Source organism: Escherichia sp. WS1152 (assembly GCF_046487665.1).
Classification (GTDB): Bacteria; Pseudomonadota; Gammaproteobacteria; order Enterobacterales; family Enterobacteriaceae; genus Escherichia; species Escherichia coli.
This window is the reverse complement of sequence record NZ_JBJQJA010000003.1, coordinates 256,609-281,928: the sequence shown is the minus strand read 5'-3', so window position 1 is coordinate 281,928 and position 25,320 is coordinate 256,609. Positions and strand designations below refer to the sequence as shown.

Below are 25,320 nucleotides of genomic sequence, written 5' to 3'. Positions count from 1 at the left end.
TATGGAAGTATGAGAGGTGGCAATGTAATTACATCTGTGTTCAGGAAATTATGGCAGAATTATATTTTTAATTTGAATGGGCATTGGAAAGAAAATAAAATAATGAAGCGAACGGAAAATGAAAGGATTTTATCCTCGTCCGCTTCGTATGAGTAGGTTAAGGTGATTACTTCCTCAACCCCGCAAACGCCGCCCGAATCTCTTCCTCCGGCAGCTGAATCCCGATAAACACCATCGTGCTATGCGGTTTTTCATCGCCCCACGGGCGGTCCCAGTCGGCGCTGTAGAGGCGCTGGACGCCCTGGAACAGCAGGCGGTTAGGTTCGCCGTCAATCCATAGCATCCCTTTGTAACGCAGTAGTTTATCCGCCGATTCCAGCAGCAGGTTTTCCATCACCCGGGAAACTTCGCTGATATCTACCGGGTAATCCAGTTCTACCACAATCGACGAAATATCGTTTTGTTTATCCGCGATAAAGTGGAAACGCGGTTTGGTGCTGACGACGTTTTCTTCCAGCATAAAACCGTTGGTGTTGAACAGCAGGCCCAGGTCGATGTCGCCGTGGGTAACGGTGTAGACCGGTGCACGGGCGTTGATGCGCGCCAGGCGTTCGCGCAGTTTTTCTGCTTCGCCTGCGACGTCGGTTTTAGTCAGCAGAATACGGTCGGCGTAGCCAACCTGGGACTGGGCGATGGTGAACTGGTTCATCTGCTCATCGGCATGTACCGCATCCACCAGCGCAATCACGCCGTCCAGCAGGTAACGCTGGCATAAAATCTCATGGGAGAAAAAGGTCTGAATAATCGGGCCGGGATCGGCCATGCCGGTGCATTCAATGACCAGACGGTCGAACTGAATATTGCCCTTGTCGAGATTATCCAGCAGGTCGAGTAGTGCGTCTTCCAGCTCGTTGGAGCGCGAACAGCAGATGCAGCCGTTGGTCAGCGTTTTGATCTGCGTGGCGCGGTCGCCAATCAGTTGATCATCAACGGAGACTTCGCCGAATTCGTTTTCAATCACGGCAATCTTGTAGCCGTGTTGTTCATTAAGAATATGGCGCAGCAGGGTGGTTTTGCCCGCGCCTAAAAAACCGGTGAGTAGGGTAACTGCAATCGGGTTCATGCTCTCTCCATTAACAACAGCGCATACCGCCTTTACCATCGCCGCCGTAGCGCGCGTTCTGGCGTTCGCGGAAGAATTCTTCATAGCTCATGTACGGCTTGTCGGGATGGTTGGTCTTCATATGCTCGACGTAGTTGTCGTAGTCTGGAATGCCAATCAACATCTTCGCCGCCTGGCCGAGATATTTTTTTGCCTGTCCTAAGTTACCAAACATAGTTCACTCTGATAAGAACAAAGCCCCGCCGAAGCGGGGCTAAACACGGTTAGTGGTGCGAAGAGATCTTCACGCCGCCTTCCGGGATTGGAACGTACGGTGTTTCTTTGTCAGTACGTTTGTCGCTGTTACGCACCGCAAGCCAGGTTTTGAAACCGTAGAAGATGATGCTGTACACCACAATCAGGAACAGAATACTCAGGCCCGCGTTGGTGTAGTTGTTCACAACGATGTGGTTCATGTTGGCAATCTGCTGCGCCGTCAGGTCAGTACCGTTAGCAATCTTCTCTTTGTACTGGCTTGCCATGTAGAAGAAGCCTTCCATCTGCGGGTTGGTGCTGAACAGTTTCAGGCCCAGCGCCCAGGTGGTGCAGATAAGCAGCCATACGGCCGGAACAACAGTTACCCAGATGTATTGGGTGCGCTTCATCTTAATCAGCACAACGGTGCCCAGTACCAGCGCCACGGCTGCCAGCATCTGGTTGGAGATACCGAACAGCGGCCACAAGCTCTTAACGCCGCCCAGCGGATCGACCACGCCCTGATACAGCAGGTAGCCCCACAGACCCACACAGCCCGCAGTACCGATGATACCGGCAACCAGAGAGTCGGTTTTTTTCAGGAACGGGATGAAGTTACCCAGCAGGTCTTGCAGCATAAAGCGGCCAGAACGGGTACCAGCATCCAGCGCGGTCAGGATGAACAGGGCTTCGAACAGAATACCGAAGTGATACCAGAAGCCCATGTCAGCCATCGGCAGCACTTTGTGGAACACATGAGCGATACCTACCGCCAGCGTCGGCGCACCACCTGCACGGTTCAGGACAGAAGGCTCTCCAATGTCTTTCGCGGTTTGCAGGATCTGCTCTGGCGAAATCACGAAGCCCCAGGAGCTGACGGTCGCCGCCGCGTGTGCGGTAACGTCTTTCAGCTGCGCCATGATGATCGGCGCATTCTCGCCACCCATTTCATGCAGGTTAGGCATGGTGATGCCAAGGCCAGCAGGTGGGGTGTTCATCGCGAAGTAAAGACCCGGTTCGATGATGGACGCAGCAACCAGCGCCATAATCGCCACGAAGGACTCCATCAGCATTGCGCCGTAGCCAATGAAACGCGCGTCGGTTTCGTTAGCCAGCAGTTTCGGCGTCGTACCGGAAGAGATCAGCGCGTGGAAGCCAGATACCGCACCACAGGCGATGGTGATGAACAGGAACGGGAACAGAGCGCCTTTCCACAGCGGGCCAGTACCGTCAATGTACTGGGTCATCGCTGGCATTTTCAGTTCCGGGTTCAGCACCACGATACCCAGCGCCAGGCCGACGATAACGCCGATTTTCAGGAAGGTTGCCAGATAGTCGCGCGGTGCGAGGATCAGCCACACCGGCAGCAGTGCGGAAACAAACGCATAGCCAATCAGCGCGAAGGTAATGGTGGTGTCTTTAAAGGTCAGTGCCGGACCCCAGTACGGATCGTGAGCAATCACGCCACCGAAGTAGATAGAGGCAACCAGCAGCACGATACCAATAACAGAGACTTCACCCACACGCCCCGGACGGATAAAGCGCATGTAGATACCCATAAACAGCGCAATCGGTACGGTTGAGCAAACGGTGAAGACACCCCACGGACTTTCGGCCAGGGCTTTAACCACAATCAGCGCCAGAACGGCGAGGATGATGATCATGATTAAGAAACAGCCAAACAGCGCGATAGTCCCCGGTACTGGTCCCATCTCTTCTTTGATCATCTCACCGAGAGATGCGCCGTTACGGCGAGAGGAGATAAACAGCACCATAAAGTCCTGAACCGCACCGGCCAGTACTACCCCCGCCAGCAGCCACAGCGTGCCAGGCAGGTAGCCCATCTGTGCGGCGAGAACCGGACCGACCAGCGGACCGGCACCGGCGATAGCGGCGAAGTGGTGACCAAACAACACGTAACGGTTGGTCGGAACGTAGTTCAGACCGTCGTTGTTAATAACCGCAGGCGTCGCGCGCGTAGGGTCGAGTTTCATCACCTTCTGGGCGATGTACAGACTGTAGTAGCGATACGCCACCAGATACACCGACACAGAGGCGACCACGATCCACAGGGCACTGACGTGCTCCCCCCGACGTAATGCAACTACCGCGAGGCAGAATGCACCGATGATTCCGAGAATCACCCAGGGTATGTGCTTGAATAGTTTTTTCGTATCCATAGTAAAACCTGGCATGTATTGATTAATAGTTGGCCGAAGCCGTTCTAGGTTTGCGTTGCGTTTGAGGAGGTAAATTGACCGCTATCCTGCAGTGATGCTGCCAGAGTTACGCGCGCGTAAAGTAAGGTAAATAACTGAGTGGTTATTTTAGGGACGTAAGCGGTCAGTTTTGCGGTTGAGCGGTTTTGAGCAAGGTTTATGAAGGTTATTTATGTGATGATGATCACAACCGAAGCGATTTTTAGCCCTCGGTTGTGTAACTCATTTAAAAATTATATTCATGCTATAAATATTAAATAACAATATAGCAATATGGTGTGTTATTTATTTCTTTAAGTAAAACGTGTTTTTTACGAGATTTAGTAAGATAAAATTTCTCATCTAAATAGCAATCGATGAGAGAGTCCAGCCTTTCCCTGTCTATCATAGGGGTGATACCCAAGGTTCAGAAACTGCGTAAATCGAGTTCGGAACGTTTTATTTTTGCGCTTTTTTCTAAGTCTGCGATCATATTTTTAACACAACTGGTCGCGTCTCTGTTTTGTTTTATTTCAAGCGTGATATAGCTATCTTGTGCCCAGCCTTTTTTACGTAGTAAGAAATCTGTGCGTAGTGTCGGGCGCTCAGGTTTTTTGCGCATATCACAGGAAAGTGCTTGTTCACGCCACCATTCATGGTCTGTTGAGCAGAGCATATTAGCAAACTCTACCTGGAACCACACTTCCCAACCGGTGATATTGTTTTGGTCAATAATATTAAGCTTTTGGCAAATATCCTCACGTTCAAAAAAGAGATGTAATAGCGTTGAGAGATGATCGAAGTCACGGTTTAACATTTCAGATGTCCTTTCTTAAAATTCCACACTCTATAAAATATTTCGTTCAAAATAGATACAATTCGTGTGAAAAAAATAAGAAAAGAAAATGTATCAATAAGTGGTTATTGTATTTTTGAACAAAAATTAAAAAAGTGAGGTAAAATTAACCAGTTTCAAGTCGCTACCTATAAAGTTTTCTCATTTCAGGCCGAAAATCTTGCATCGGTCCACAGGAAAGAGAAACCATGTTAAAACGTATCAAGATCGTGACCAGCTTACTGCTGGTTTTGGCCGTTTTTGGCCTTTTACAACTGACATCAGGCGGTCTGTTCTTTAATGCCTTAAAGAATGACAAAGAAAATTTCACTGTTTTACAAACCATTCGCCAGCAGCAATCCACGCTGAATGGCAGCTGGGTCGCGTTGTTGCAGACGCGTAACACCCTCAACCGCGCGGGTATCCGCTACATGATGGATCAGAATAATATTGGTAGCGGTTCAACCGTTGCTGAGCTGATGCAGAGTGCCAGTATTTCGCTGAAACAGGCGGAAAAAAACTGGGCGGATTACGAAGCGTTGCCGCGTGACCCGCGTCAGAGCACCGCCGCAGCGGCAGAGATCAAACGTAATTACGATATTTATCACAATGCGCTGGCGGAGCTGATCCAACTGTTAGGTGCAGGCAAAATCAACGAGTTCTTTGATCAGCCGACCCAGGGATATCAAGACGGTTTCGAGAAGCAGTATGTGGCTTACATGGAGCAAAACGATCGGCTCTATGATATCGCCGTCAGCGATAACAATGCCTCCTACAGCCAGGCGATGTGGATTCTGGTGGGCGTGATGATCGTCGTACTGGCGGTCATCTTCGCCGTCTGGTTCGGTATTAAAGCCTCGCTGGTAGCGCCAATGAATCGCCTGATTGACAGCATCCGTCATATTGCAGGCGGCGATCTGGTGAAACCGATTGAGGTGGATGGCTCTAATGAGATGGGGCAACTGGCAGAGAGTTTGCGCCATATGCAGGGAGAGCTGATGCGTACCGTCGGTGATGTGCGCAACGGGGCCAATGCCATCTATAGCGGTGCCAGCGAAATCGCTACCGGCAATAACGATCTCTCTTCGCGCACCGAGCAACAGGCCGCTTCGCTGGAAGAGACGGCAGCCAGCATGGAGCAACTGACCGCAACGGTGAAACAGAACGCCGAGAATGCGCGCCAGGCCAGCCATCTGGCGTTAAGTGCTTCTGAAACGGCGCAACGCGGCGGCAAAGTGGTAGATAACGTGGTGCAGACTATGCGCGATATCTCCACCAGTTCGCAGAAAATCGCCGATATTATCAGCGTAATTGACGGCATTGCCTTCCAGACCAATATTCTGGCTTTGAACGCGGCGGTTGAGGCTGCGCGTGCGGGTGAGCAAGGGCGCGGTTTTGCGGTGGTCGCGGGAGAAGTGCGTAATCTGGCCCAGCGCAGCGCCCAGGCGGCTCGTGAAATTAAAAGCCTGATTGAAGACTCGGTGGGGAAAGTGGATGTTGGCTCTACGCTGGTCGAAAGCGCCGGGGAAACAATGGCGGAGATTGTCAGCGCCGTGACCCGCGTGACGGACATTATGGGCGAAATTGCTTCTGCTTCTGATGAGCAGAGCCGTGGTATCGATCAGGTTGGCTTAGCGGTTGCTGAGATGGACCGGGTAACTCAACAGAACGCTGCGCTGGTGGAGGAGTCTGCCGCTGCCGCCGCCGCGCTGGAAGAGCAGGCCAGTCGCCTGACCGAAGCTGTGGCAGTGTTCCGGATTCAGCAACAGCAGCAACAGCAGCGTGAAACATCGGCTGTGGTAAAAACCGTGACGCCAGCTGCGCCGCGTAAAATGGTCGTGGCAGATAGCGAGGAGAACTGGGAAACGTTTTAATCGCCATAAAAATGCCCGATAAGCAAAATGTTATCGGGCATAGGGAGATTAATCTTTCCGTGGGTCGTTGATCGGCTGACGAACCAGGAAGATGTACGCCAATGCCCCCGCTGCGGTGACGCAACCGCAGATGATTAGTGCCAGACGGAATGAGTGGGTGGTATCAACAATAAAACCAGTAATGATCGGCGCAAAAGAGGCGCAGATGAAGCTGGCAAAGTTCTGGATACTGCCCACCGACGCAGTCATGCGAGAAGCAACTGCGACGTGGATCAAGCCCCAGCAGGATGTTCCGGCAAAGTGAATACAGAACAGTGCCATGCCAATCAGCAGAACCGCCGTCATGGATGTTGTCGCTTGTGGTACGACCAGCGTAAAGGCGGCAGAACAGAACATCCCGGCAATAATGCAGATCTTACGGCTTTTAATCGGAGCCATTCCCCCTTTGACCAGCCAGTCAGTAACGTAACCGTTGACCAGCATCCCGGCAGCCCCAAACAGGAAAGGGATAGCCGCCATCAACCCTGTGCTTTTTAAATCCAGGTTATAGGCTGTTTGCAGGTAACCAGGAAGCCAGGCCAGATACAGCCACGCAGTGTAGTTGATGCCACTGAATCCGAGCATCATTCCCCACATTGTACGGTTACGGAACAGGCTGCGCCATTCGGCAAAACTGAGCGGATCTCGGCGGGCATTGACGCTACCTGCATTGAGATAAGCTTGTTCAACGGCAGTCAGTTCTACGTGCTCGCGGTTGCGATAGAGCATATACCAGCCGATGGCGAGAAAAATCCCCAGTACACCAATGGTAATAAACATCCCGCGCCAGCCCATCACCAGCATCATCGCCGCCAGAATCGGTGGGCTTACGGCAACGCCAATGGTAGAAGCTGCGTTGAAGAAGCCCATCGGGCGTCCGCGCTCTTTGATGTTGAACCAGTCGTTAATGACTTTTACACCGCATGGGTTCATCGGCGCTTCACCAATCCCCATACCGATACGCACCAACACGAACTGCGTAAAGTTGTGCACCATGCCAGACATTGCCTGGAACAGTGACCAGAAGAACATCCCCAGTCCCAGCATCAGGCGTGGGCCTTTACGATCCAATAGTGGGCCGCAAGGAAGTTGCGCAATCCCGTAAGCGAGTGAAAACACGGAGAGCAAAGCGCCGATTTCGGTGGCACTTAATCCCAATTCTTCACGAATCGTTAAATTTGCTACCGACAGCGAACTGCGGTCGAGATAATTGATTACCGCCGCAAAAAATAATAACAACATGGCGGTGGTTTGAATGCGTTTAATTCGGGTACTGCGTTGAACTAATCCATCTGGTGGCACGGGAATATCTGCCGACGAAGATGGAGTAAATGAAGAACGCGGATCGAGGGTGATATTTTCTTTTTCCACGCCGGACTCCTGTATTTATAATTTTAATTGTTTACGTAATTGTGAATTACGCAAGGTTGACATTAACGGCAGGTTAAAGTTTTAGGACTTTACTACCGCTCACAAAAAAATTTTTAGTCGACTGATTGTGAGCATAGGTAAGCGGGAATTTCCCGGTATTTATCTTTTGATAAAACCGTGCACCCGCTAATAGTTTGCTGTTTTTAATCCGTACTTAATGAGCATAACGCGTGTTCTCATTAATGGATCGAATCATTGATTGTTTAGCTGAATTCAAATGGTTACGGAGCGCAAGGGTGGCATCAAGGTCACTGCGGCAAATCAGAGCGCTGAGAATGGTCATATGCTCATCGACGGCAATGATATTGCGCTGTTTAAGATCGCTTTCGTCCCATTGATAGTGAAAATGAAAGATGACTGAGATGATCTCAAGCGATTGATCAAAAAAGATATTGTCGGCAGCTGAAAGCAGTAAGGAGTGAAAATCTCTGTCAAGTTGCGAGAACATGCGAAAGCTATTGCCGATGTTGTCACGCAGTAGCCGATGACGTTCGAGCATGGTTTTCGCCTGCAGCCAGCGGGGATCATGATCAGGCAGGTTGAGAAAGTGCTGAAGTGAATGTGTTTCGAGCATTTCGCGTAGCTCAAACAGCTGCTCGGCGTAGGATTGATCGAATTGCTTCATGCTCCACTGGCCGCGTTTTTCGCTTTGAATAAGATTATAACGGCCGAATTTTAAAAGATATTCTCTTACAACCACCGGGCTGACACCCGCGGCCCGAGCCAGTTGCAGTTCAGAAAAAGTTTCCCCAGGGCGTAACTGACGCTGGTTTATCATCGTGAAAAAAGCCTGCTCAAACACTTTGTTTTGTTCACTCATTGAAGCGGTAGTACAGGCGAAACCGTCATCATGGTCAGGTTTACGCGCAATAACATAGTCGTTTCCAACCTGCGTTAAGACGCCGCATTCGCGTAAGTGGCTGAGAATATGACGCACTGTTGTGCGGCTGATGTTGTACATTTCCGCCAGCGCACTTTGCGATGGAAGTGGGGAAGGGATATGACCCCGCGCCATATCATCAATGACCTGGTTAATCACATTGTGGCGTAAATTTTGTGAACGACTCATATTTTCCTCCTTGTGAGTCCATTAAAACCCGATTTAAAACATTTTTATGCGTGTGTTTTCACAAAACAGATTTTCCGTTCCGCTGCCATTTTTCATTTTCATTGATATCTAAGGCAACAAAAAATGGAGAGCCGAATCATGTCTACGATGAATGTTTTAATTTGCCAGCAGCCGAAAGAATTAGTCTGGAAACAACGCGAGATACCTATTCCGGGTGACAATGAAGCATTAATAAAAATTAAGTCTGTCGGGATTTGCGGTACCGATATTCATGCCTGGGGTGGAAATCAACCATTTTTTAGTTATCCACGTGTTTTAGGCCATGAAATATGTGGGGAGATTGTTGGGCTGGGTAAAAATATTGCTGATCTTAAAAATGGTCAGCAAGTTGCTGTGATCCCTTATGTTGCCTGTCAGCAATGCCCGGCGTGTAAAAGCGGGCGTACCAATTGCTGTGAAAAAATTTCAGTCATTGGCGTGCATCAGGATGGCGGTTTTAGTGAGTATTTGAGCGTGCCGGTGGCGAACATTTTGCCCGCAGACGGTATTGACCCGCAGGCGGCAGCATTGATTGAACCTTTCGCTATTAGCGCTCATGCGGTGCGTCGCGCAGCCATTGCTCCCGGCGAGCAGGTGCTGGTGGTCGGGGCGGGGCCAATCGGTCTGGGCGCGGCGGCAATCGCTAAAGCCGATGGCGCACAGGTGGTGGTGGCGGATACCAGTCCAGCGCGCCGTGAACATGTGGCAACGCGTCTGGAATTACCTGTACTGGACCCGTCAGCCGAAGATTTTGACGCGCAGCTACGGGCGCAGTTTGGTGGTTCGCTGGCGCAGAAAGTGATCGACGCGACAGGTAATCAACATGCGATGAATAACACCGTGAATCTGATTCGTCACGGCGGCACGGTGGTATTTGTCGGCCTGTTTAAAGGTGAGTTGCAGTTTTCCGATCCGGAATTCCATAAAAAAGAAACGACGATGATGGGCAGCCGCAACGCCACGCCGGAAGATTTCGCTAAAGTCGGTCGACTGATGGCAGAAGGGAAAATCACTGCCGACATGATGTTAACCCATCGCTATCCGTTCGCCACGCTGGCAGAAACCTACGAGCGCGATGTGATTAACAATCGTGAGTTGATTAAGGGTGTAATTACTTTCTGATAAGGCGAGATTATTAAAGTTGCCATGCAGCGTCCGGGGAAGTGTTGGGCGCTGTTTTTTTCTGTTTCTCAATGATGTTTTGTAGGCCGGAGAAGGTGTGTAGGTCGCACCTTATGCGACCTACACATCAGTCAGGAATTACCCTTCACGTTCCACAACTTTAATTTCCACCATGCCGATCCCGAGCTTACGCGGCGAGTGTCCGAGGATATTCCCTTCGTTGGTTGAGACAGGTTCCGGCGGCACAATTACCAGTGTGTCGGCATCGGTTGGGTTATCGAAATGCAGTGTGGTGGTGGTTACTTCATTGCCCAGCACAAGAGTTTGTTCTTCATTGCCTACGCGTACCGGAATAGGACGGCTGGCGTTATTGCCGTATGCTTTGGCGGTAATCACCAGGTCAAATTTCTTCGGCAGCGGATGCTTGTACTCGATTTTTACTTCATCGCCCAGCTGAGCGTTGGACCAGCGGCCCCACGACTCCGGACGGGAAATCCCGCTAAACTGTTTCACCTCTTCTGGCGCACCGGCGACGTTGAAGATGAAACTGTCGGCTTTGTAGCGAATATCGTTATCAACAATTTTCAGCGTATCGACATTGCTTTTGTAACGCGCCATGTCGATGACCGTATCTTTAAATGCCGTTTTGCCCTTCCACATTGTTTTATCAACATGCTGGACAATTTGCTGACCGCCAAGCTGCCCCTGCGAGACACACCAGTCGGTGGAGAGTGCCAGTTCCGGAGCCCAAAGTTGTGCCATCTTGTAGCAACGGTCAACCCAGACGAAATTGTCGCGTGGAGCGAAATCGGCCAGCTGGAAACGCAGCGGTGCTGAGTATTCACTTTCCGGCAGCGGTTCTACGCGCTTGTCTGAAACCCGCAACAGCAGCGGCAAACGGAAATGGCTACCCGAGAAGGCAATCATGTTTTTCTGCTGGTCGATAGTGAACTCTTTCATCTCTTTAGGGAATTTCCACAGGCGGATGATATCCGGCTTCCACGCCAATGTTTTCTCTTTGATATTGAGGAAGATTTCCGACATCGACTGCCCGGATAAACTGCTACGACCAAGTCCGAGATAGTTATCGCCACCGAGAATGTCCAGCACCGTCGCGCCGTTATCCATCGTGTTACGCTTCACTGCCAGCGTCTCTTGCTGCGGCTTGTCGCCACGAATGACAAAAAACAGGTTATTGCGATCCTGCTTATTAAGGTATTTCCACGCCGTGTTGTTCATCGCTAAATGGTCAGAAGAGACGACGATGACGGTATCTTTAAACCACGGTGACGCTTTGATTTTGTTGATAAACGCCGCGATATTCTCCTGGCTGCAACTTACCGCGCTGAATGACTGGTTCGGCTTACCGTCAAAATCATATTTTTTGCGGTTACAGGTACGCGAGATAAAACCATCCGGGTGATGGGTATCGACTGTCAGGGTAAACAGTGAGAATCGCTGACCTGAGCGGGAAAGCTCTTCAAACTTTTTCCACGCTTCATCGAGAACGGTATCGTCGTAGAATCCCCAGTCGTTGCGATAGTGCGGGTCGGCCACCACGCTTTTCAGCTCTTCTGAGCCGTATAAGTGGTCGAAGCCATGCGACTTCAGGAACACATCTTTACCGGCAAAACGCAGATTCGCGCCCTGCACGAAATAGTTCTGATAACCCGAGTTTTTCAGGATATCGCCCAGACAGATGTTCTGCGGGAAGAAGCTGGAGACAGAGGCGGAGGCGTTGCCTTCAAAGGGGGCAAACAGCGGTATGCCGCACTGAGAAGCCACCATGCCCGCAATCGTGTAATCCGTTCCTGGCAGCTGCTGCGTGTGGCTGAAATCCAGGCCTTCATTTTTCAACGCGCCCAGTTCAGGCGTGAGATCCGGGAAAGCTTCGTTATCAAAATAGGTCCGCTCGAGACTTTCGCCGTAGATATAAACCAGGTTGAGTTTCGGGTCAGGAATAGTTTTCGACGGCTCTTTATAATAAGCCGCAAAGTCCGGGTCGCCATCGCGTGACTGGGATTTCACCAGTTCCGTTATCTGACGAAATGCCGGGCTGGCGTCCACCGAACCCAGCGCCAGTAAGAGCGCCAGCAGGCTGTAACCAAAATGGTGCGGATGATGACGACGACGGCGCAGGATCCAGCCCAGCGCACCGAACACCGCCGTCAGCCCCAGCACAATGCCAATACCCGGCAGGATGTATTTGCTGACACCAGCACCGGTCAGGCTGTTGGTTAAGGTATAGAGAACCGCGTCGTTAATACCATCGCCAGTAAAATAGTCGCTGGCAAACAGGGTGATATTTAAAACGACAAATAGCCCCAGCACCGTTAACGTGGCTGCAAACCACCAGGTGTTACGTCCCGCTTTCCATGCGTAAATCAGCACAGAGGCGAGAAAAAGGGCGAAAGAGAGTAGTTCTGACAACGGGCGATCCTCACTAAACCGGGCCGTTTAGCCAACGTTTAAGCTTTTTGAGAAGCACAATGTAATGGCGTCGCCATATTGCTGCAATTCTAGTGTCAAAAAAATGCGATGTTGTTAGGAATTAGTTTATAAACAGACTTTTTTGATTACGGTCACTTCCCGTGTAACAGGGGTAAAACCGTCCAGGAGCAGGGAAAGGGGCAGGAGAGAGCCGCGTCAGCCGGGTAACAGCTAAAACGCGGCGTTTCGCGGTTCAGGAAATGAAGTTCAGCCCCTGCTTTAACACCAGATCGCAGGCTTTGGTTTTCACCTTTTCTGCCAGCGGAGTCGTTCCGATGTTATCCAGATTGAGTTGCTGACCATCTTTGGTTTTCAGCAAACCCTGAATGCCGTCCAGATAGTTGGTGTCTTCTTTTTGCTCTTCACTGTTCAGGCCCAGCTTTTCCAGCACCTGGTTCTTGATGTTTTCGACATCGGTTACCGAAGCCAGCTTTTGCTTCGCGCAGTATTGCAGAATGCCTGCGGCATTGTTCATGTTATCTGCGCTTAAGGCCTGGTTTCCGCTGCTAAGCAAGTTAGTTAATGACGCGAGCGACCAACCGCCTTCCTGTGTCGTGCTGTTTTGGTTGCCAAGTTCGCTGGCGGCGCTGGAGAGCGCATCTTTCCAGGACGCAGCATGCACCCCGGTGGAAATTAATGCGCTGGCGGCAATGGCACAGCACAGAAGATGTTTAACAGTTTTCATCATCATTACTCAAGGTGGAATTGTGTCGCAGTATACCGCCAGAAACGGGGATTAATACTCTTTACCTGTTACACGGCTACGGTAGCTATCCCAGTTGAAGATCACCCACAAACTGTTACCCAGGCGCATACGGTCCATCACGCGTTCGCCCAGCAACTTGGTCATCTCTTCCATATTACTGTTGGTCAGCATCCCGGTTGGGCGTTTGGAAGAAGAGCGGCGATCGACGATCTGGTTGATGATCACTTTTTCGTATTTCGATTCGGTCTGCACGCCGATCTCATCGATCACCAGCAGATCAACGTTGCTCAGATCGTTAAGCAGTTGTTCTTCGCTGGTACCGCTATTCCTGAAGGTATCTTTCATCGCCGACATAATATCGGCCACGGTGATGATCAATACGGATTTACCGCGTAGCAGCAGCTCGTTGCAGATTGCCGCCGCCAGATGGTTTTTGCCGGTTCCTGGCTTACCAGAAAAGATGAAGCTGGCGATGTTGCCGTCAAACTCTTCGACATACTGGCGCGCTTTGCTTAACGCATTCATCTGCCCTTCACACTCAACGCGATAGTTCTCAAAGGAACAGTTCTGATGCAGTGGACGAATACCGGAGCGGTTAAAGGTGCGCTGCATTTTCATCGCCCGATTTTCACGTTCGAGAGCGGCGGAGCGGATCGCCCCTTGTTCTTTCTGCCAGGCCAGTAGCTCTTCACCCGTTTTGAATGCAGGTTTGATATGGGCAGGCATCATTTTTTGCAGGCGTTGCATCAGGTCGCCAACGTTTTTCATCGTTACCCTCTGAATCCTGGTGGAATTTGGCTGTCAGGTTCACTGACCGTATTCACATCTCGTTTCGGCAGTCCGCCGTTGCTGGCACGACCGATTTGCAGGCTGCGCGCCAGTTTTTGTTGCCACTGCACATGGTGAAAGACTTTACCTTCCGCCTGCCAGTAGGCAATGAATGAGGCCAGTTCTTCGGTGGTCACCGGCTCTCTTAGTGCCACGCCCCATAGAGCCGCCAGGCGGATAAAGTCGGCATCGGGTTGCCAGTCCGGATACATGGCGAATTTCCCCATGGGTACAGCAACGGGAGCGGCTTGCGGTTCCTGATAGAGTTGATCGTCCAGAGCGACATCGCTTCCCGGACGCGCCAGCTTTTCTTCCAGCGCCAGCAGTTCAGCCAGGCGTGCAGGCGTGACGGCATAAAACGCCGGGGCATTGTTAGCAAATACGGCAACCACACCGCCTTCAGCTTTTGCCAGAACGGTTTGGTGATCGTGTACCAGGGCGTCAATACCAACGACGTCCGGGGTCAAAACTCTGGAAGACATACTGTTTCTCAAATATGGAACGATGAACGAGAAGGGAGATAACTTTTATAGTAACACACGGAGGAGAGGAGGCTGTCTCTCATCCGCGTGCTTTAAGCGAGGCAATTTTATACGCGAGGGCGCTTGCGGTACAACCATAATCCAGGAATGGAAAGACCGATAGATAACGCACCAACAATCGATGAAGCTGTAAGAAAGTTGGTTAACAGGGTAATCATCAACGGTTCGCTGTAACCTAGCTGGCTGATTTTTACCGCCGAAATCATTGCGGTATAAGCCGATATGCCCGGGAACATAGGGATAACGGCCGCCACGGTAAACACTTTCGGATGCGCCAGATACCAGCGCGACCATTGAATACCAATGGTGCCGACCAGCATAGAAGCCATAAAGGTTGACCACTCAATATTCAACCCGCTGGTCATCAAGATCATTCGGGAACCATGACCTATCGAGCCAAGCAGCGCACACCAGCGTAACGCCCGCACGGGAACGTTGAACACCATCGCAAAGCCGACCGCTGGAATGGCGGCGAGGATCATATCCTGCGCCAATGCAAACAGAAATTCGATCACACCCATCCGCGTAGCCCCCAAATCGTCAGTGCCATCACCACGCCGACGCAGGTAGCCAGTGTCAGCAGACTGGCGATCGCCCAGCGTGCCAGTCCGGTATTGATGTGGCCTTTAAACATATCGGCGACGGCATTAATCAACGGAAAGCCCGGAACCAGCAGCAGAACGCTGGCGGCCATCGCAATGGTGGGGGTATTGCTGAAAGTGGGGAGTTGCAAAAGCAATCCGGAAATGGTGGTGGCGGCGAAAGCGGTGAGGCAAAAGTTGATTTGTGGATGAAGATGACGTTGTGCCAGCAGCTGGCGGATATACATCGCGGCCGTACTGGCAAAGAAGGTGATGACGGCACCATCCCAGCCACCGTTATTGAGTTTACAGAAACAGGCGCAAGAAAGGCCAACCATTAAGGCTACCAGCCATCTTGGGTAACGTAATGGCTGAATTTGGCTAAATCGTTTCTCTACGCCTTTGTAATCCAGCAGATGATGCTCCGCAAGAATCACAATGTGCTGGACTTCAGTCACCACATGCATATTAATGCCGCGATCGTGATTTTTACGTGTCGATGTCAGGCATTGCCCATCTTTAATAGTTGTCAGCACTATGGCGTTCGAAGAGATAGAACTTTCTACGCTGTCCATTCCCAGCGCCCGACCCAGTCGTGAGGAAAGCTCATCAACCAACGCGCTTTCCGCACCATGTTGCAAAAGAAATAATCCACACTGGATACAAAGCCGTGTTACGGCTCGCTGTTGCTCAGTTTGCATAACTCGCCCTTTGTCATAGACGTGCTGCGTATTGTTCAGATAATGAGAATCCATTTGTATCATGAAGCACGGTTGTTTTGCGGTAGGTTAAGATCAAAATTGCGCTGATTAATCCTGGTTATCGGGAGAAGCTCGGTGATAAAAAGCGAATTATCTCTCGCCGCAAACAAATTATCACATGAATATTATCACTATAATGAATTCATTATTTAGCCTTTACGAATCAGGATAATAGGTGACTGGGCGCGTTTTTTAATGTTAACAAGTTAAAACTATCAGATTTTATTGAATAAATATTGATTGTGTGATTCCGCAATCTGCTGGAAGGGATATCACTTAATTATAAATTAAATAAATAAAATTTCTGTTTTTCATTAAGTATTTCTAACAACTTAATGTAGATATTTTAAATGTCTCCAGGCTATTTCACCAGGTTATCATTTGATGCTAACCTTCTGACACATGCAGTGGAGTTGTTGTGCAGCAGGAGTATGCTGATATGAAAGTGAATGCTAAGGATAATTTATTCGCTTAATCTATTAATTTGCTGGAAACATTTAAGGAATGAATGTCCTGAATAAACCATCATAATTTTTAGACAGTGGATGTGGAGGAAATATGTTGCCAGGATGCTGCAAAAATGGAATTGTTATCAGTAAAATACCTGTTATGCAAGCAGGGTTAAAAGAGGTCATGAGGACTCACTTCCCTGAATATGAAATAATATCCAGCGCCTCTGCGGAGGACCTTACCTTATTACAATTACGTCGTTCCGGATTAGTCATTGCTGATTTAGCCGGTGAAAGTGAAGATCCACGTTCTGTTTGTGAACATTATTATTCTTTAATCTCACAATATCGGGAAATTCACTGGGTTTTCATGGTGTCACGCTCCTGGTATTCCCAGGCAGTAGAACTGCTCATGTGCCCTACGGCGACGTTATTGTCTGATGTTGAACCCATTGAGAATCTGGTCAAGACCGTACGTTCCGGCAATACGCACGCAGAGCGTATCAGCGCCATGCTGACCTCCCCGGCAATGACTGAAACTCATGATTTTAGCTATCGCTCCGTCATTCTCACTCTTTCAGAGCGCAAGGTACTGCGGCTATTAGGTAAAGGATGGGGCATCAACCAGATAGCTTCATTGCTTAAGAAAAGTAATAAAACTATCAGCGCCCAAAAAAACAGTGCGATGCGTCGACTGGCAATTCACAGCAACGCTGAAATGTATGCATGGATAAATAGCGCGCAGGGTGCAAGAGAACTTAACTTGCCTTCTGTTTATGGAGATGCCGCAGAATGGAACACAGCCGAATTAAGAAGAGAAATGTCGCACTCATAGAAAAATGCGTCATGAGTAGTATCGGTATTGAGAGTTTATTCAGAAAGTTTGCGGGCAACCCTTATAAGCTCCATACCTATACCAGTCAGGAGTCATTTCAGGATGCCATGTCGCGGATCTCGTTTGCGGCGGTCATTTTTTCTTTTTCTGCCATGAGAAGTGAGCGCAGAGAGGGATTATCTTGCCTGACTGAACTGGCGATTAAGTTTCCGCGTACCCGGCGTTTAGTTATTGCGGATGATGATATTGAAGCTCGGCTGATTGGTTCATTGTCGCCATCACCGCTGGACGGTGTATTAAGTAAAGCGTCAACGCTGGAGATTTTTCATCAGGAACTCTTTTTGTCATTAAATGGTGTACGTCAGGCGACCGACCGACTGAACAATCAGTGGTACATTAACCAAAGCCGGACGTTAAGCCCGACGGAGAGAGAAATATTGCGCTTTATGTCGCGTGGCTACTCAATGACACAAATTGCCGAGCAGCTTAAACGCAATATCAAAACGATCCGTGCACATAAATTTAATGTGATGTCGAAACTGGGCGTCAGTTCTGACGCAGGGTTGTTGGAGGCCGCAGATATTCTGTTATGTATGCGGCATTGCGAAACAAGTAATGTGTTGCATCCCTATTAATCCGCATGATGCCGGGTTTACTTCCCCGGCAGTGCTTTCATTTCAGCGTACAATCGCCACATTGCTGCACATCCGGTAAGCGATAACGCTGGCAGCAAGTGCGGCGCACCAGCAGGCCGTCGCGCAGTACCACGGTACGCCAGAGTGGATTATCTTCACCGTTCGTGAGCGTTTTCTCAAAAAAGAGGGCATGGCGCAGCGATTCAACAGTAGCCTCGCCGAGCAGTTGCTTCATCTCAGTGAGATACCAGTTGATCAAATAACCGGTATTACTCCAGATAAGTTTGCCGTTGATCTCTCCGGTCGCTTCTAGTGCTTGCACAACCGGAACCAGCGCCTGGCTGATTAACGTTTCCATTCGCTGCTGCGGCGAATGTGGTGTTGCGTTTTTATCTTCACACACATCGACCCAGAAACAGGCGACGCGTCCGGTTTCGTGAAACTCAGCATGGAAATGTTCCGGCGACACATCTAATGCTTTTTCCTGCGTCAGTAGCGCCAGCATTAATGGTGGCACCATCAGGCCGATATACCATTGTGCCCATAGTGAGATCAGCGGTTTGTTCTCGCGGATCATCGTTGGTTGGTTGCGATAGATATGATCGGAATAGACCGCCAGCAGAGAACTTAGCACATTCGGTGATGACCATTGCGCCAGCGTCATGGCGTTAAGTGGGGCAGGTTCATCCAGGCGGATAAACTCCAGCAAATGTTCACGATGTTTTGCGATCGTCGCCCGCACGGCTTGTGCAAGCCCAGCATCCTGCGGCTGGAGATGTGTTCGCCAGATGACATCTTCATAGAGCGGTGCGGAACGATAGGCCATAATCGGGATAGTAATCTAAATGATAATGATTGCTAATCCTAGCGATAGGTTTACCCGATAGCAAGGGATTTCTCTGGCTTGCAAATGATAAAAATTATCATATGATATTGGTTATCATTATCAATGAAAGAGATGAAACCATGTTGCAACGTACGCTGGGCAGTGGCTGGGGAGTGTTGCTGCCGGGATTGCTGATTGCAGGGCTGATGTATGCGGATTTATCGCCGGATCAGTGGCGGATTGTCATTCTGATGGGATTAGTATTGACGCCGATGATGCTGTATCACAAACAGTTGCGGCATTACATTTTGCTACCATCGTGCCTGGCGCTTATTGCTGGCATCATGCTGATGATAATGAATTTGAATCAGGGATGATATAACAGGGAAGAAACAAGAAAGGAAGTAAAGATAATTGGTGCGAGGGGGGGGACTTGAACCCCCACGTCCGTAAGGACACTAACACCTGAAGCTAGCGCGTCTACCAATTCCGCCACCTTCGCACAGTCATCTTACTTTTTTTGATATCGCCTCGTTTGGTGCGAGGGGGGGGACTTGAACCCCCACGTCCGTAAGAACACTAACACCTGAAGCTAGCGCGTCTACCAATTCCGCCACCTTCGCCCAGTGCGAGCAATATCAACGTGGTTTTTGGTGCGAGGGGGGGGACTTGAACCCCCACGTCCGTAAGGACACTAACACCTGAAGCTAGCGCGTCTACCAATTCCGCCACCTTCGCATACCATCAATTCTTAAAAAGAATTGCTACCACGGAGGCGCATTCTAGTGGTTTTCAGCTTTTCGTCAATAGTTAATTATCGCCTGATGTGTAATTGCTGGAAAAATGTCCATCAGAGACTAACGTGCAGGTTTTGTAGGTCGGATAAGGCGTTCACGCCGCATCCGACACGGTATTGGGGTGCAGATGCCAGATGCGACGCTGGCGCGTCTTATCTGGCCTACGAAGGGCTAACGTGCAGGTTTTGTAGGTCGGATAAGGCGTTCACGCCGCATCCGACACGGTATTCGGCGAGATAATTAACCTTTCTTCGCCTGGCGGGTCATAATGGCGCGATACACCTTGAAGCGCCCGGTTTGCGCGATAACTTCATGGAAGCCAAATGTCTCATCCAGCACGTCCGGGTAAGGCAGGAAGGCGTTCGCTACAATTCGCAGCTCGCCGCCGCTATTAAGATGACGCACCGCGCCGCGAATCAGCGTTTGCGCCGCATCCAGGCTGGTTTGCATCCCATCGTGGAACGGCGGGTTGGAGATGATCATATCAAAACGACCTTTCACCTCGGAAAAGACGTTGCTGGCAAAGACTTCACCTTCAACACCGTTGGCCGCAAGTGTTGCGCGGCTGGCTTCTACCGCCGGGGCAGAGACATCGCACAGAGTGAGACGAATTTTCGGCGAATGGCGCGCAAAGGCAACCGAAAGCACGCCCGCGCCACAGCCGACATCCAGCACTTTACCTTTCGTGTGCGGGGTTAACGTCGAGAGCAGCAACTGGCTACCGACATCCAGACCGTCGCGGCTAAACACGCCAGGCAGCGTTTTGACCGTCAGGCCATCGACGCTGTATTCGCCCCAGAATTTATCGGCATCAAATACCGGCTGTTTTTCCAGACGACCAAAATAGAGGCCACAGCGACGGGCGCTGTCGACTTTATTCAACGGCGCATAATCTGCCAGTATCTGCTCTGCGCTGCGCACGCCGCTGCGGTTCTCGCCAACGACAAAAATATCCGTGCCCACCGGCAGCAGAGAAAGTAAATTCATCAACTGGAACTGGGCTTCCGGTTTGTTCTTCGGCCAGTAGTAAATCAGCGTATCGCAATCTGCGACGTCATCCGCCGTGGCGACCAGACTAAAACGGGCGTTATCACCCATCTGGCGGCTTAACACCTGCCAGTGATGGAATTGCTGGGTATGAGCACGGCTGGTCGCGGTATCTAAACGCGCGGGCAGGTCATCCTGTAAGTCTCCGGCAAACAGAATACGGCTTTGTTCGAAATCATCACTGTGACGCAGCAAGACTTCACTTGCCGGGGTAAATGCAGACATGGAATGCTCCTCAATTGATACTGGCGGCGATTATAGCCATATGTTGGCGCGGTATCGACGAATTTGCTATATTTGCGCCCCTGACAACAGGAGCGATTCGCTATGACATCCCGACGAGACTGGCAGTTACAGCAACTGGGCATTACCCAGTGGTCGCTGCGTCGCCCTGGCGCGTTGCAGGGGGAGATTGCCATTGCGATCCCGGCACACGTCCGTCTGGTGATGGTGGCAAACGATCTTCCCGCCCTGACTGATCCTTTAGTGAGCGATGTTCTGCGTGCATTAACCGTCAGCCCCGACCAGGTGCTGCAACTGACGCCAGAAAAAATCGCGATGCTGCCGCAAGGCAGTCGCTGCAACAGCTGGCGGTTGGGTACTGACGAACCGCTATCACTGGAAGGCGCTCAGGTGGCATCACCGGCGCTCACCGAATTACGGGCAAACCCAACGGCACGCGCCGCGTTATGGCAACAAATTTGCACATATGAACACGATTTCTTCCCTCGAAACGACTGATTTACCAGCGGCTTACCACATTGAACAACGCGCCCACGCCTTTCCGTGGAGTGAAAAAACCTTTGCCAGCAACCAGGGCGAGCGTTATCTCAACTTTCAGTTAACGCAAAACGGCAAAATGGCGGCGTTTGCGATTACGCAAGTGGTGCTGGATGAAGCTACATTGTTCAATATTGCGGTCGATCCTGAATATCAGCGTCAGGGATTGGGAAGGGCGCTGCTGGAACATCTGATCGACGAACTGGAAAAACGCGGCGTGGCGACACTATGGCTGGAAGTCCGTGCTTCAAACGCTGCCGCCATTGCCCTGTACGAAAGTTTAGGCTTTAACGAGGCGACGATTCGCCGCAATTACTACCCCACCACGGACGGTCGCGAAGACGCCATCATCATGGCGTTGCCAATCAGTATGTAAGACAAGGTGGAATAATGAAGTGGGACTGGATTTTCTTTGATGCCGATGAAACGCTGTTTACCTTTGACTCATTCACCGGCCTGCAGCGGATGTTTCTTGATTACAGCGTCACCTTTACCGCTGAAGATTTTCAGGACTATCAGGCCGTTAACAAGCCACTGTGGGTGGATTATCAAAACGGCGCGATCACTTCATTACAGCTTCAGCACGGGCGGTTTGAGAGCTGGGCCGAACGGCTGAACGTCGAGCCGGGTAAACTCAACGAAGCCTTTATTAATGCGATGGCGGAAATCTGCACGCCGCTGCCGGGCGCGGTTTCTCTGCTTAACGCCATTCGTGGCAACGCCAAAATCGGCATCATCACCAACGGCTTTAGTGCCTTGCAACAGGTGCGTCTGGAACGCACGGGCCTGCGTGATTACTTCGATTTGCTGGTGATTTCCGAAGAAGTTGGCGTTGCCAAACCAAATAAGAAAATTTTCGATTATGCGCTGGAACAGGCGGGCAATCCTGACCGTTCACGCGTGCTGATGGTTGGCGACACTGCCGAGTCCGATATTCTCGGTGGCATCAACGCCGGGCTTGCGACCTGCTGGCTGAATGCACACCATCGCGAGCAACCAGAAGGCATCGCGCCCACCTGGACCGTTTCTTCGTTGCACGAACTGGAGCAGCTCCTGTGTAAACACTGATTGCCTCCCCCCCGTTGATGGGTAAAATAGCCGCAATTTTTCGTTTTCAACAAGCGCGGCGCGATGCCGCTTACTCAAGAAGAAAGAATTATGACGTTGTCTCCTTATTTGCAAGAGGTGGCGAAGCGCCGCACTTTTGCCATTATTTCTCACCCGGACGCCGGTAAGACTACCATCACCGAGAAGGTGCTGCTGTTCGGACAGGCCATTCAGACCGCCGGTACAGTAAAAGGCCGTGGTTCCAACCAGCACGCTAAGTCGGACTGGATGGAGATGGAAAAGCAGCGTGGGATCTCCATTACTACGTCTGTGATGCAGTTTCCGTATCACGATTGCCTGGTTAACCTGCTCGACACCCCGGGGCACGAAGACTTCTCGGAAGATACCTATCGTACCCTGACGGCGGTGGACTGCTGCCTGATGGTTATCGACGCCGCAAAAGGTGTTGAAGATCGTACCCGCAAGCTGATGGAAGTTACCCGTCTGCGCGACACGCCGATCCTCACCTTTATGAACAAACTTGACCGTGATATCCGCGACCCGATGGAGCTGCTCGATGAAGTTGAGAACGAGCTGAAAATCGGCTGTGCGCCGATCACCTGGCCGATTGGCTGCGGCAAGCTGTTTAAAGGCGTTTACCATCTTTATAAAGATGAAACCTATCTCTATCAGAGCGGTAAAGGGCACACCATTCAGGAAGTCCGCATTGTTAAAGGGCTGAATAACCCGGATCTCGATGCTGCGGTTGGTGAAGATCTGGCACAGCAGCTGCGTGACGAACTGGAACTGGTTAAAGGCGCGTCTAACGAGTTCGACAAAGAGCTGTTCCTTGCGGGCGAAATCACTCCGGTATTCTTCGGTACTGCGCTGGGTAACTTCGGCGTTGATCATATGCTGGATGGCCTGGTGGAGTGGGCGCCTGCGCCGATGCCGCGTCAGACCGATACCCGTACCGTAGAAGCGAGCGAAGATAAATTTACCGGCTTCGTATTTAAAATTCAGGCCAACATGGACCCGAAACACCGCGACCGCGTGGCGTTTATGCGTGTGGTGTCCGGTAAATATGAAAAAGGCATGAAACTGCGCCAGGTGCGCACTGCGAAAGATGTGGTGATCTCCGACGCGCTGACCTTTATGGCGGGTGACCGTTCGCACGTTGAAGAAGCGTATCCGGGCGATATCCTCGGCCTGCACAACCACGGCACCATTCAGATCGGCGACACCTTTACCCAGGGTGAGATGATGAAGTTCACCGGTATTCCGAACTTCGCACCAGAACTGTTCCGTCGTATCCGCCTGAAAGATCCGCTGAAGCAAAAACAGCTGCTCAAAGGGCTGGTACAGCTTTCCGAAGAGGGCGCGGTGCAGGTGTTCCGTCCAATCTCCAACAACGATCTGATCGTTGGTGCAGTTGGTGTGCTGCAGTTTGATGTGGTGGTAGCGCGCCTGAAGAGCGAATACAACGTTGAAGCAGTGTATGAGTCAGTCAACGTTGCCACTGCCCGCTGGGTAGAATGTGCAGACGCGAAGAAATTCGAAGAGTTCAAGCGTAAGAACGAAAGCCAACTGGCGCTTGATGGCGGCGATAACCTCGCTTACATCGCTACCAGCATGGTCAACCTGCGCCTGGCACAGGAACGTTATCCGGACGTTCAGTTCCACCAGACCCGCGAGCATTAATTCTTGCCTCCAGGGCGCGGTAGCCGCTGCGCCCTGTCAATTTCCCTTCCTTATTAGCCGCTTACGGAATGTTCTTAAAACATTCACTTTTGCTTATGTTTTCGCTGATATCCCGAGCGGTTTCAAAATTGTGATCTATATTTAACAAAGTGATGACATTTCTGACGGCGTTAAATACCGTTCAATGCGTAGATATCAGTATCTAAAGCCGTCGATTGTCATTCTACCGATATTAATAACTGACTCAGAGGCTGTAATGGTCGTTATTCATCACTCATCGCTTTTGTGATGGCGACCATTGACTTCTGTAGAGGGTGAAGTCTCTCCCTATTCAGCAATGCAACCTCGTGTTGCCAGGCTCAAATTACGAGCAAACATACAGGAATAAATCGATGACTATGACAAGACTGAAGATTTCGAAAACTCTGCTGGCTGTAATGTTGACCTCTGCCGTCGCGACCGGCTCTGCCTACGCGGAAAACAACGCACAAACTACCAATGAAAGCGCAGGGCAAAAAGTCGATAGCTCTATGAATAAAGTCGGTAATTTCATGGATGACAGCGCCATCACCGCGAAAGTGAAGGCGGCGCTGGTGGATCATGACAACATCAAGAGCACCGATATCTCTGTCAAAACCGATCAAAAAGTCGTGACCCTGAGCGGTTTCGTTGAAAGTCAGGCCCAGGCCGAAGAGGCAGTGAAAGTGGCGAAAGGCGTTGAAGGCGTGACCTCTGTCAGTGACAAACTGCACGTTCGCGACGCTAAAGAAGGCTCTGTGAAGGGCTACGCAGGTGACACTGCCACCACCAGTGAAATCAAAGCCAAACTGCTGGCGGACGATATCGTCCCTTCCCGTCATGTGAAAGTTGAAACCACCGATGGCGTGGTTCAGCTCTCCGGTACCGTAGATTCTCAGGCACAAAGTGACCGTGCTGAAAGTATCGCCAAAGCGGTAGATGGTGTGAAAAGCGTTAAAAATGATCTGAAAACTAAGTAATTCGTCGTAATTCGTCCTCCCGAACTTTGTCGGGAGGCGCGATGTGCACCACACTAAAAATATCGCATTGAGTGATTTTCACGCTCATATCAAGCGGTGACATTAACTATGGTAAAGGAGACGCTTATGTTTCGTTGGGGCATCATATTTCTGGTTATCGCGTTAATCGCCGCCGCACTTGGGTTTGGTGGTCTGGCCGGTACCGCTGCAGGCGCAGCTAAAATTGTCTTTGTCGTCGGGATTATTCTGTTCCTGGTGAGTTTGTTCATGGGCCGAAAACGACCCTAGATTTCAGACCATTAAGAAAATTTTATCCAAAGCCAGTCCAGCGGA

General features: G+C 50.6%; 24 protein-coding genes, 3 tRNA genes and 1 pseudogene. 11 read left to right on the top strand and 17 right to left on the bottom strand.

Translation table 11 applies throughout. From position 1 onward, the window contains the following. Positions 1 to 166: 166 nt before the first annotated feature. The 4 genes and pseudogenes from yjiA to ACJHW7_RS07530 form a co-directional block, all read right to left on the bottom strand. A complete protein-coding gene (yjiA, locus tag ACJHW7_RS07545) occupies positions 167 to 1,123 on the bottom strand; it encodes a GTPase (protein ID WP_001297640.1) in 957 nt (318 codons plus the stop codon). Positions 1,124 to 1,133: 10 nt separating this feature from the next. Further along, entirely contained in the window at positions 1,134 to 1,337 is a 204-nt protein-coding gene (locus ACJHW7_RS07540) for a YbdD/YjiX family protein (protein WP_000467859.1), read from the bottom strand. 49 nt (positions 1,338 to 1,386) lie between these two features. After that, complete coding sequence (gene btsT, locus ACJHW7_RS07535) at positions 1,387 to 3,537, bottom strand: pyruvate/proton symporter BtsT (protein WP_001298933.1); 2,151 nt, start codon at positions 3,535 to 3,537, stop codon at positions 1,387 to 1,389. Positions 3,538 to 3,829: 292 nt separating this feature from the next. Beyond that, positions 3,830 to 4,372 (bottom strand): annotated as a pseudogene (locus ACJHW7_RS07530) (hypothetical protein). A 227-nt stretch (positions 4,373 to 4,599) separates the two neighbouring features. Here ACJHW7_RS07530 and tsr point away from each other — a divergent pair. Then, positions 4,600 to 6,264, top strand: a complete 1,665-nt coding sequence (gene tsr / locus ACJHW7_RS07525) for a methyl-accepting chemotaxis protein (protein ID WP_000919569.1) — start codon at positions 4,600 to 4,602, stop codon at positions 6,262 to 6,264. A 48-nt stretch (positions 6,265 to 6,312) separates the two neighbouring features. On the opposite strand, the gene ACJHW7_RS07520 is transcribed toward tsr, so the two are convergent. Together ACJHW7_RS07520 and ACJHW7_RS07515 are read right to left on the bottom strand one after the other, a co-directional pair. Next, positions 6,313 to 7,674, bottom strand: a complete 1,362-nt coding sequence (locus ACJHW7_RS07520; RefSeq protein WP_000410129.1) for an MFS transporter — start codon at positions 7,672 to 7,674, stop codon at positions 6,313 to 6,315. Positions 7,675 to 7,888: 214 nt separating this feature from the next. Further along, complete coding sequence (locus ACJHW7_RS07515; RefSeq protein WP_000091572.1) at positions 7,889 to 8,803, bottom strand: GntR family transcriptional regulator; 915 nt, start codon at positions 8,801 to 8,803, stop codon at positions 7,889 to 7,891. A gap of 138 nt (positions 8,804 to 8,941) precedes the next feature. On the opposite strand from ACJHW7_RS07515, the gene lgoD reads away from it, so the two are divergent. Further along, positions 8,942 to 9,964, top strand: coding sequence for an L-galactonate oxidoreductase (gene lgoD / locus ACJHW7_RS07510; protein ID WP_000106033.1), 1,023 nt, complete (start codon positions 8,942 to 8,944; stop codon positions 9,962 to 9,964). Between the two features lie 138 nt (positions 9,965 to 10,102). On the opposite strand, the gene opgB is transcribed toward lgoD, so the two are convergent. From opgB to ACJHW7_RS07480, 6 genes are all read right to left on the bottom strand, one after another. After that, the gene (gene opgB, locus ACJHW7_RS07505) at positions 10,103 to 12,394 is read right to left on the bottom strand and encodes a phosphatidylglycerol--membrane-oligosaccharide glycerophosphotransferase (RefSeq protein WP_001292657.1); all 2,292 of its coding nucleotides are present in this window, start codon (positions 12,392 to 12,394) and stop codon (positions 10,103 to 10,105) included. Between the two features lie 253 nt (positions 12,395 to 12,647). Next, positions 12,648 to 13,142, bottom strand: a complete 495-nt coding sequence (gene yjjA / locus ACJHW7_RS07500; RefSeq protein ID WP_001303780.1) for a DUF2501 domain-containing protein YjjA — start codon at positions 13,140 to 13,142, stop codon at positions 12,648 to 12,650. A 48-nt stretch (positions 13,143 to 13,190) separates the two neighbouring features. Next, entirely contained in the window at positions 13,191 to 13,928 is a 738-nt protein-coding gene (dnaC, locus tag ACJHW7_RS07495) for a DNA replication protein DnaC (RefSeq protein ID WP_000799911.1), read from the bottom strand. Between the two features lie 2 nt (positions 13,929 to 13,930). Further along, positions 13,931 to 14,470, bottom strand: a complete 540-nt coding sequence (dnaT, locus tag ACJHW7_RS07490; protein WP_000098818.1) for a primosomal protein DnaT — start codon at positions 14,468 to 14,470, stop codon at positions 13,931 to 13,933. Between the two features lie 107 nt (positions 14,471 to 14,577). Continuing rightward, positions 14,578 to 15,051 carry a threonine/serine exporter gene (locus tag ACJHW7_RS07485; protein ID WP_000538178.1) on the bottom strand — a complete coding sequence of 158 codons (474 nt, stop codon included), beginning with the start codon at positions 15,049 to 15,051 and terminating at the stop codon, positions 14,578 to 14,580. Next, positions 15,042 to 15,812 carry a threonine/serine exporter ThrE family protein gene (locus ACJHW7_RS07480; RefSeq protein ID WP_001361172.1) on the bottom strand — a complete coding sequence of 257 codons (771 nt, stop codon included), beginning with the start codon at positions 15,810 to 15,812 and terminating at the stop codon, positions 15,042 to 15,044. The genes ACJHW7_RS07485 and ACJHW7_RS07480 overlap by 10 nt, the downstream gene beginning before the upstream one ends. A 618-nt stretch (positions 15,813 to 16,430) precedes the next feature. On the opposite strand from ACJHW7_RS07480, the gene ACJHW7_RS07475 reads away from it, so the two are divergent. Next, entirely contained in the window at positions 16,431 to 17,156 is a 726-nt protein-coding gene (locus ACJHW7_RS07475) for a helix-turn-helix domain-containing protein (RefSeq protein WP_000936635.1), read from the top strand. Further along, positions 17,114 to 17,791, top strand: coding sequence for a DNA-binding transcriptional activator BglJ (gene bglJ, locus ACJHW7_RS07470; RefSeq protein ID WP_001301727.1), 678 nt, complete (start codon positions 17,114 to 17,116; stop codon positions 17,789 to 17,791). The genes ACJHW7_RS07475 and bglJ overlap by 43 nt, the downstream gene beginning before the upstream one ends. Positions 17,792 to 17,828: 37 nt before the next feature. On the opposite strand, the gene fhuF is transcribed toward bglJ, so the two are convergent. Continuing rightward, a complete protein-coding gene (fhuF, locus tag ACJHW7_RS07465; protein WP_021557505.1) occupies positions 17,829 to 18,617 on the bottom strand; it encodes a siderophore-iron reductase FhuF in 789 nt (262 codons plus the stop codon). A 140-nt stretch (positions 18,618 to 18,757) separates the two neighbouring features. Here fhuF and ACJHW7_RS07460 point away from each other — a divergent pair, with 140 nt between their 5' ends. After that, positions 18,758 to 18,994, top strand: a complete 237-nt coding sequence (locus ACJHW7_RS07460) for a DUF1435 domain-containing protein (protein WP_021557506.1) — start codon at positions 18,758 to 18,760, stop codon at positions 18,992 to 18,994. 38 nt (positions 18,995 to 19,032) lie between these two features. Here the strand turns inward: ACJHW7_RS07460 and ACJHW7_RS07455 are convergent. The 4 genes from ACJHW7_RS07455 to rsmC form a co-directional block, all read right to left on the bottom strand. After that, positions 19,033 to 19,119: transfer RNA gene (locus ACJHW7_RS07455), tRNA-Leu, on the bottom strand. Positions 19,120 to 19,153: 34 nt separating this feature from the next. Beyond that, positions 19,154 to 19,240: transfer RNA gene (locus tag ACJHW7_RS07450), tRNA-Leu, on the bottom strand. A gap of 28 nt (positions 19,241 to 19,268) precedes the next feature. Then, positions 19,269 to 19,355, bottom strand: a tRNA-Leu gene (locus tag ACJHW7_RS07445). A gap of 299 nt (positions 19,356 to 19,654) precedes the next feature. Further along, complete coding sequence (rsmC, locus tag ACJHW7_RS07440; protein ID WP_001672369.1) at positions 19,655 to 20,686, bottom strand: 16S rRNA (guanine(1207)-N(2))-methyltransferase RsmC; 1,032 nt, start codon at positions 20,684 to 20,686, stop codon at positions 19,655 to 19,657. Positions 20,687 to 20,788: 102 nt separating this feature from the next. On the opposite strand from rsmC, the gene holD reads away from it, so the two are divergent. The 6 genes from holD (at position 20,789) to ACJHW7_RS07410 (ending at position 25,275) form a co-directional block, all read left to right on the top strand. Next, positions 20,789 to 21,202: a DNA polymerase III subunit psi gene (gene holD / locus ACJHW7_RS07435; RefSeq protein ID WP_000204018.1), complete on the top strand. Its 414-nt coding sequence runs from the start codon at positions 20,789 to 20,791 to the stop codon at positions 21,200 to 21,202. Beyond that, positions 21,171 to 21,617, top strand: a complete 447-nt coding sequence (gene rimI, locus ACJHW7_RS07430) for a ribosomal protein S18-alanine N-acetyltransferase (protein WP_023308654.1) — start codon at positions 21,171 to 21,173, stop codon at positions 21,615 to 21,617. The genes holD and rimI overlap by 32 nt, the downstream gene beginning before the upstream one ends. Before the next feature lie 14 nt (positions 21,618 to 21,631). Beyond that, the gene (gene yjjG / locus ACJHW7_RS07425; protein ID WP_000870710.1) at positions 21,632 to 22,309 is read left to right on the top strand and encodes a pyrimidine 5'-nucleotidase; all 678 of its coding nucleotides are present in this window, start codon (positions 21,632 to 21,634) and stop codon (positions 22,307 to 22,309) included. 90 nt (positions 22,310 to 22,399) lie between these two features. Continuing rightward, positions 22,400 to 23,989, top strand: a complete 1,590-nt coding sequence (prfC, locus tag ACJHW7_RS07420; RefSeq protein WP_000175940.1) for a peptide chain release factor 3 — start codon at positions 22,400 to 22,402, stop codon at positions 23,987 to 23,989. A gap of 392 nt (positions 23,990 to 24,381) precedes the next feature. Continuing rightward, a complete protein-coding gene (osmY, locus tag ACJHW7_RS07415) occupies positions 24,382 to 24,987 on the top strand; it encodes a molecular chaperone OsmY (protein WP_001295748.1) in 606 nt (201 codons plus the stop codon). 126 nt (positions 24,988 to 25,113) lie between these two features. After that, positions 25,114 to 25,275, top strand: coding sequence for a DUF1328 domain-containing protein (locus ACJHW7_RS07410; protein WP_000490275.1), 162 nt, complete (start codon positions 25,114 to 25,116; stop codon positions 25,273 to 25,275). Positions 25,276 to 25,320: the final 45 nt, after the last annotated feature.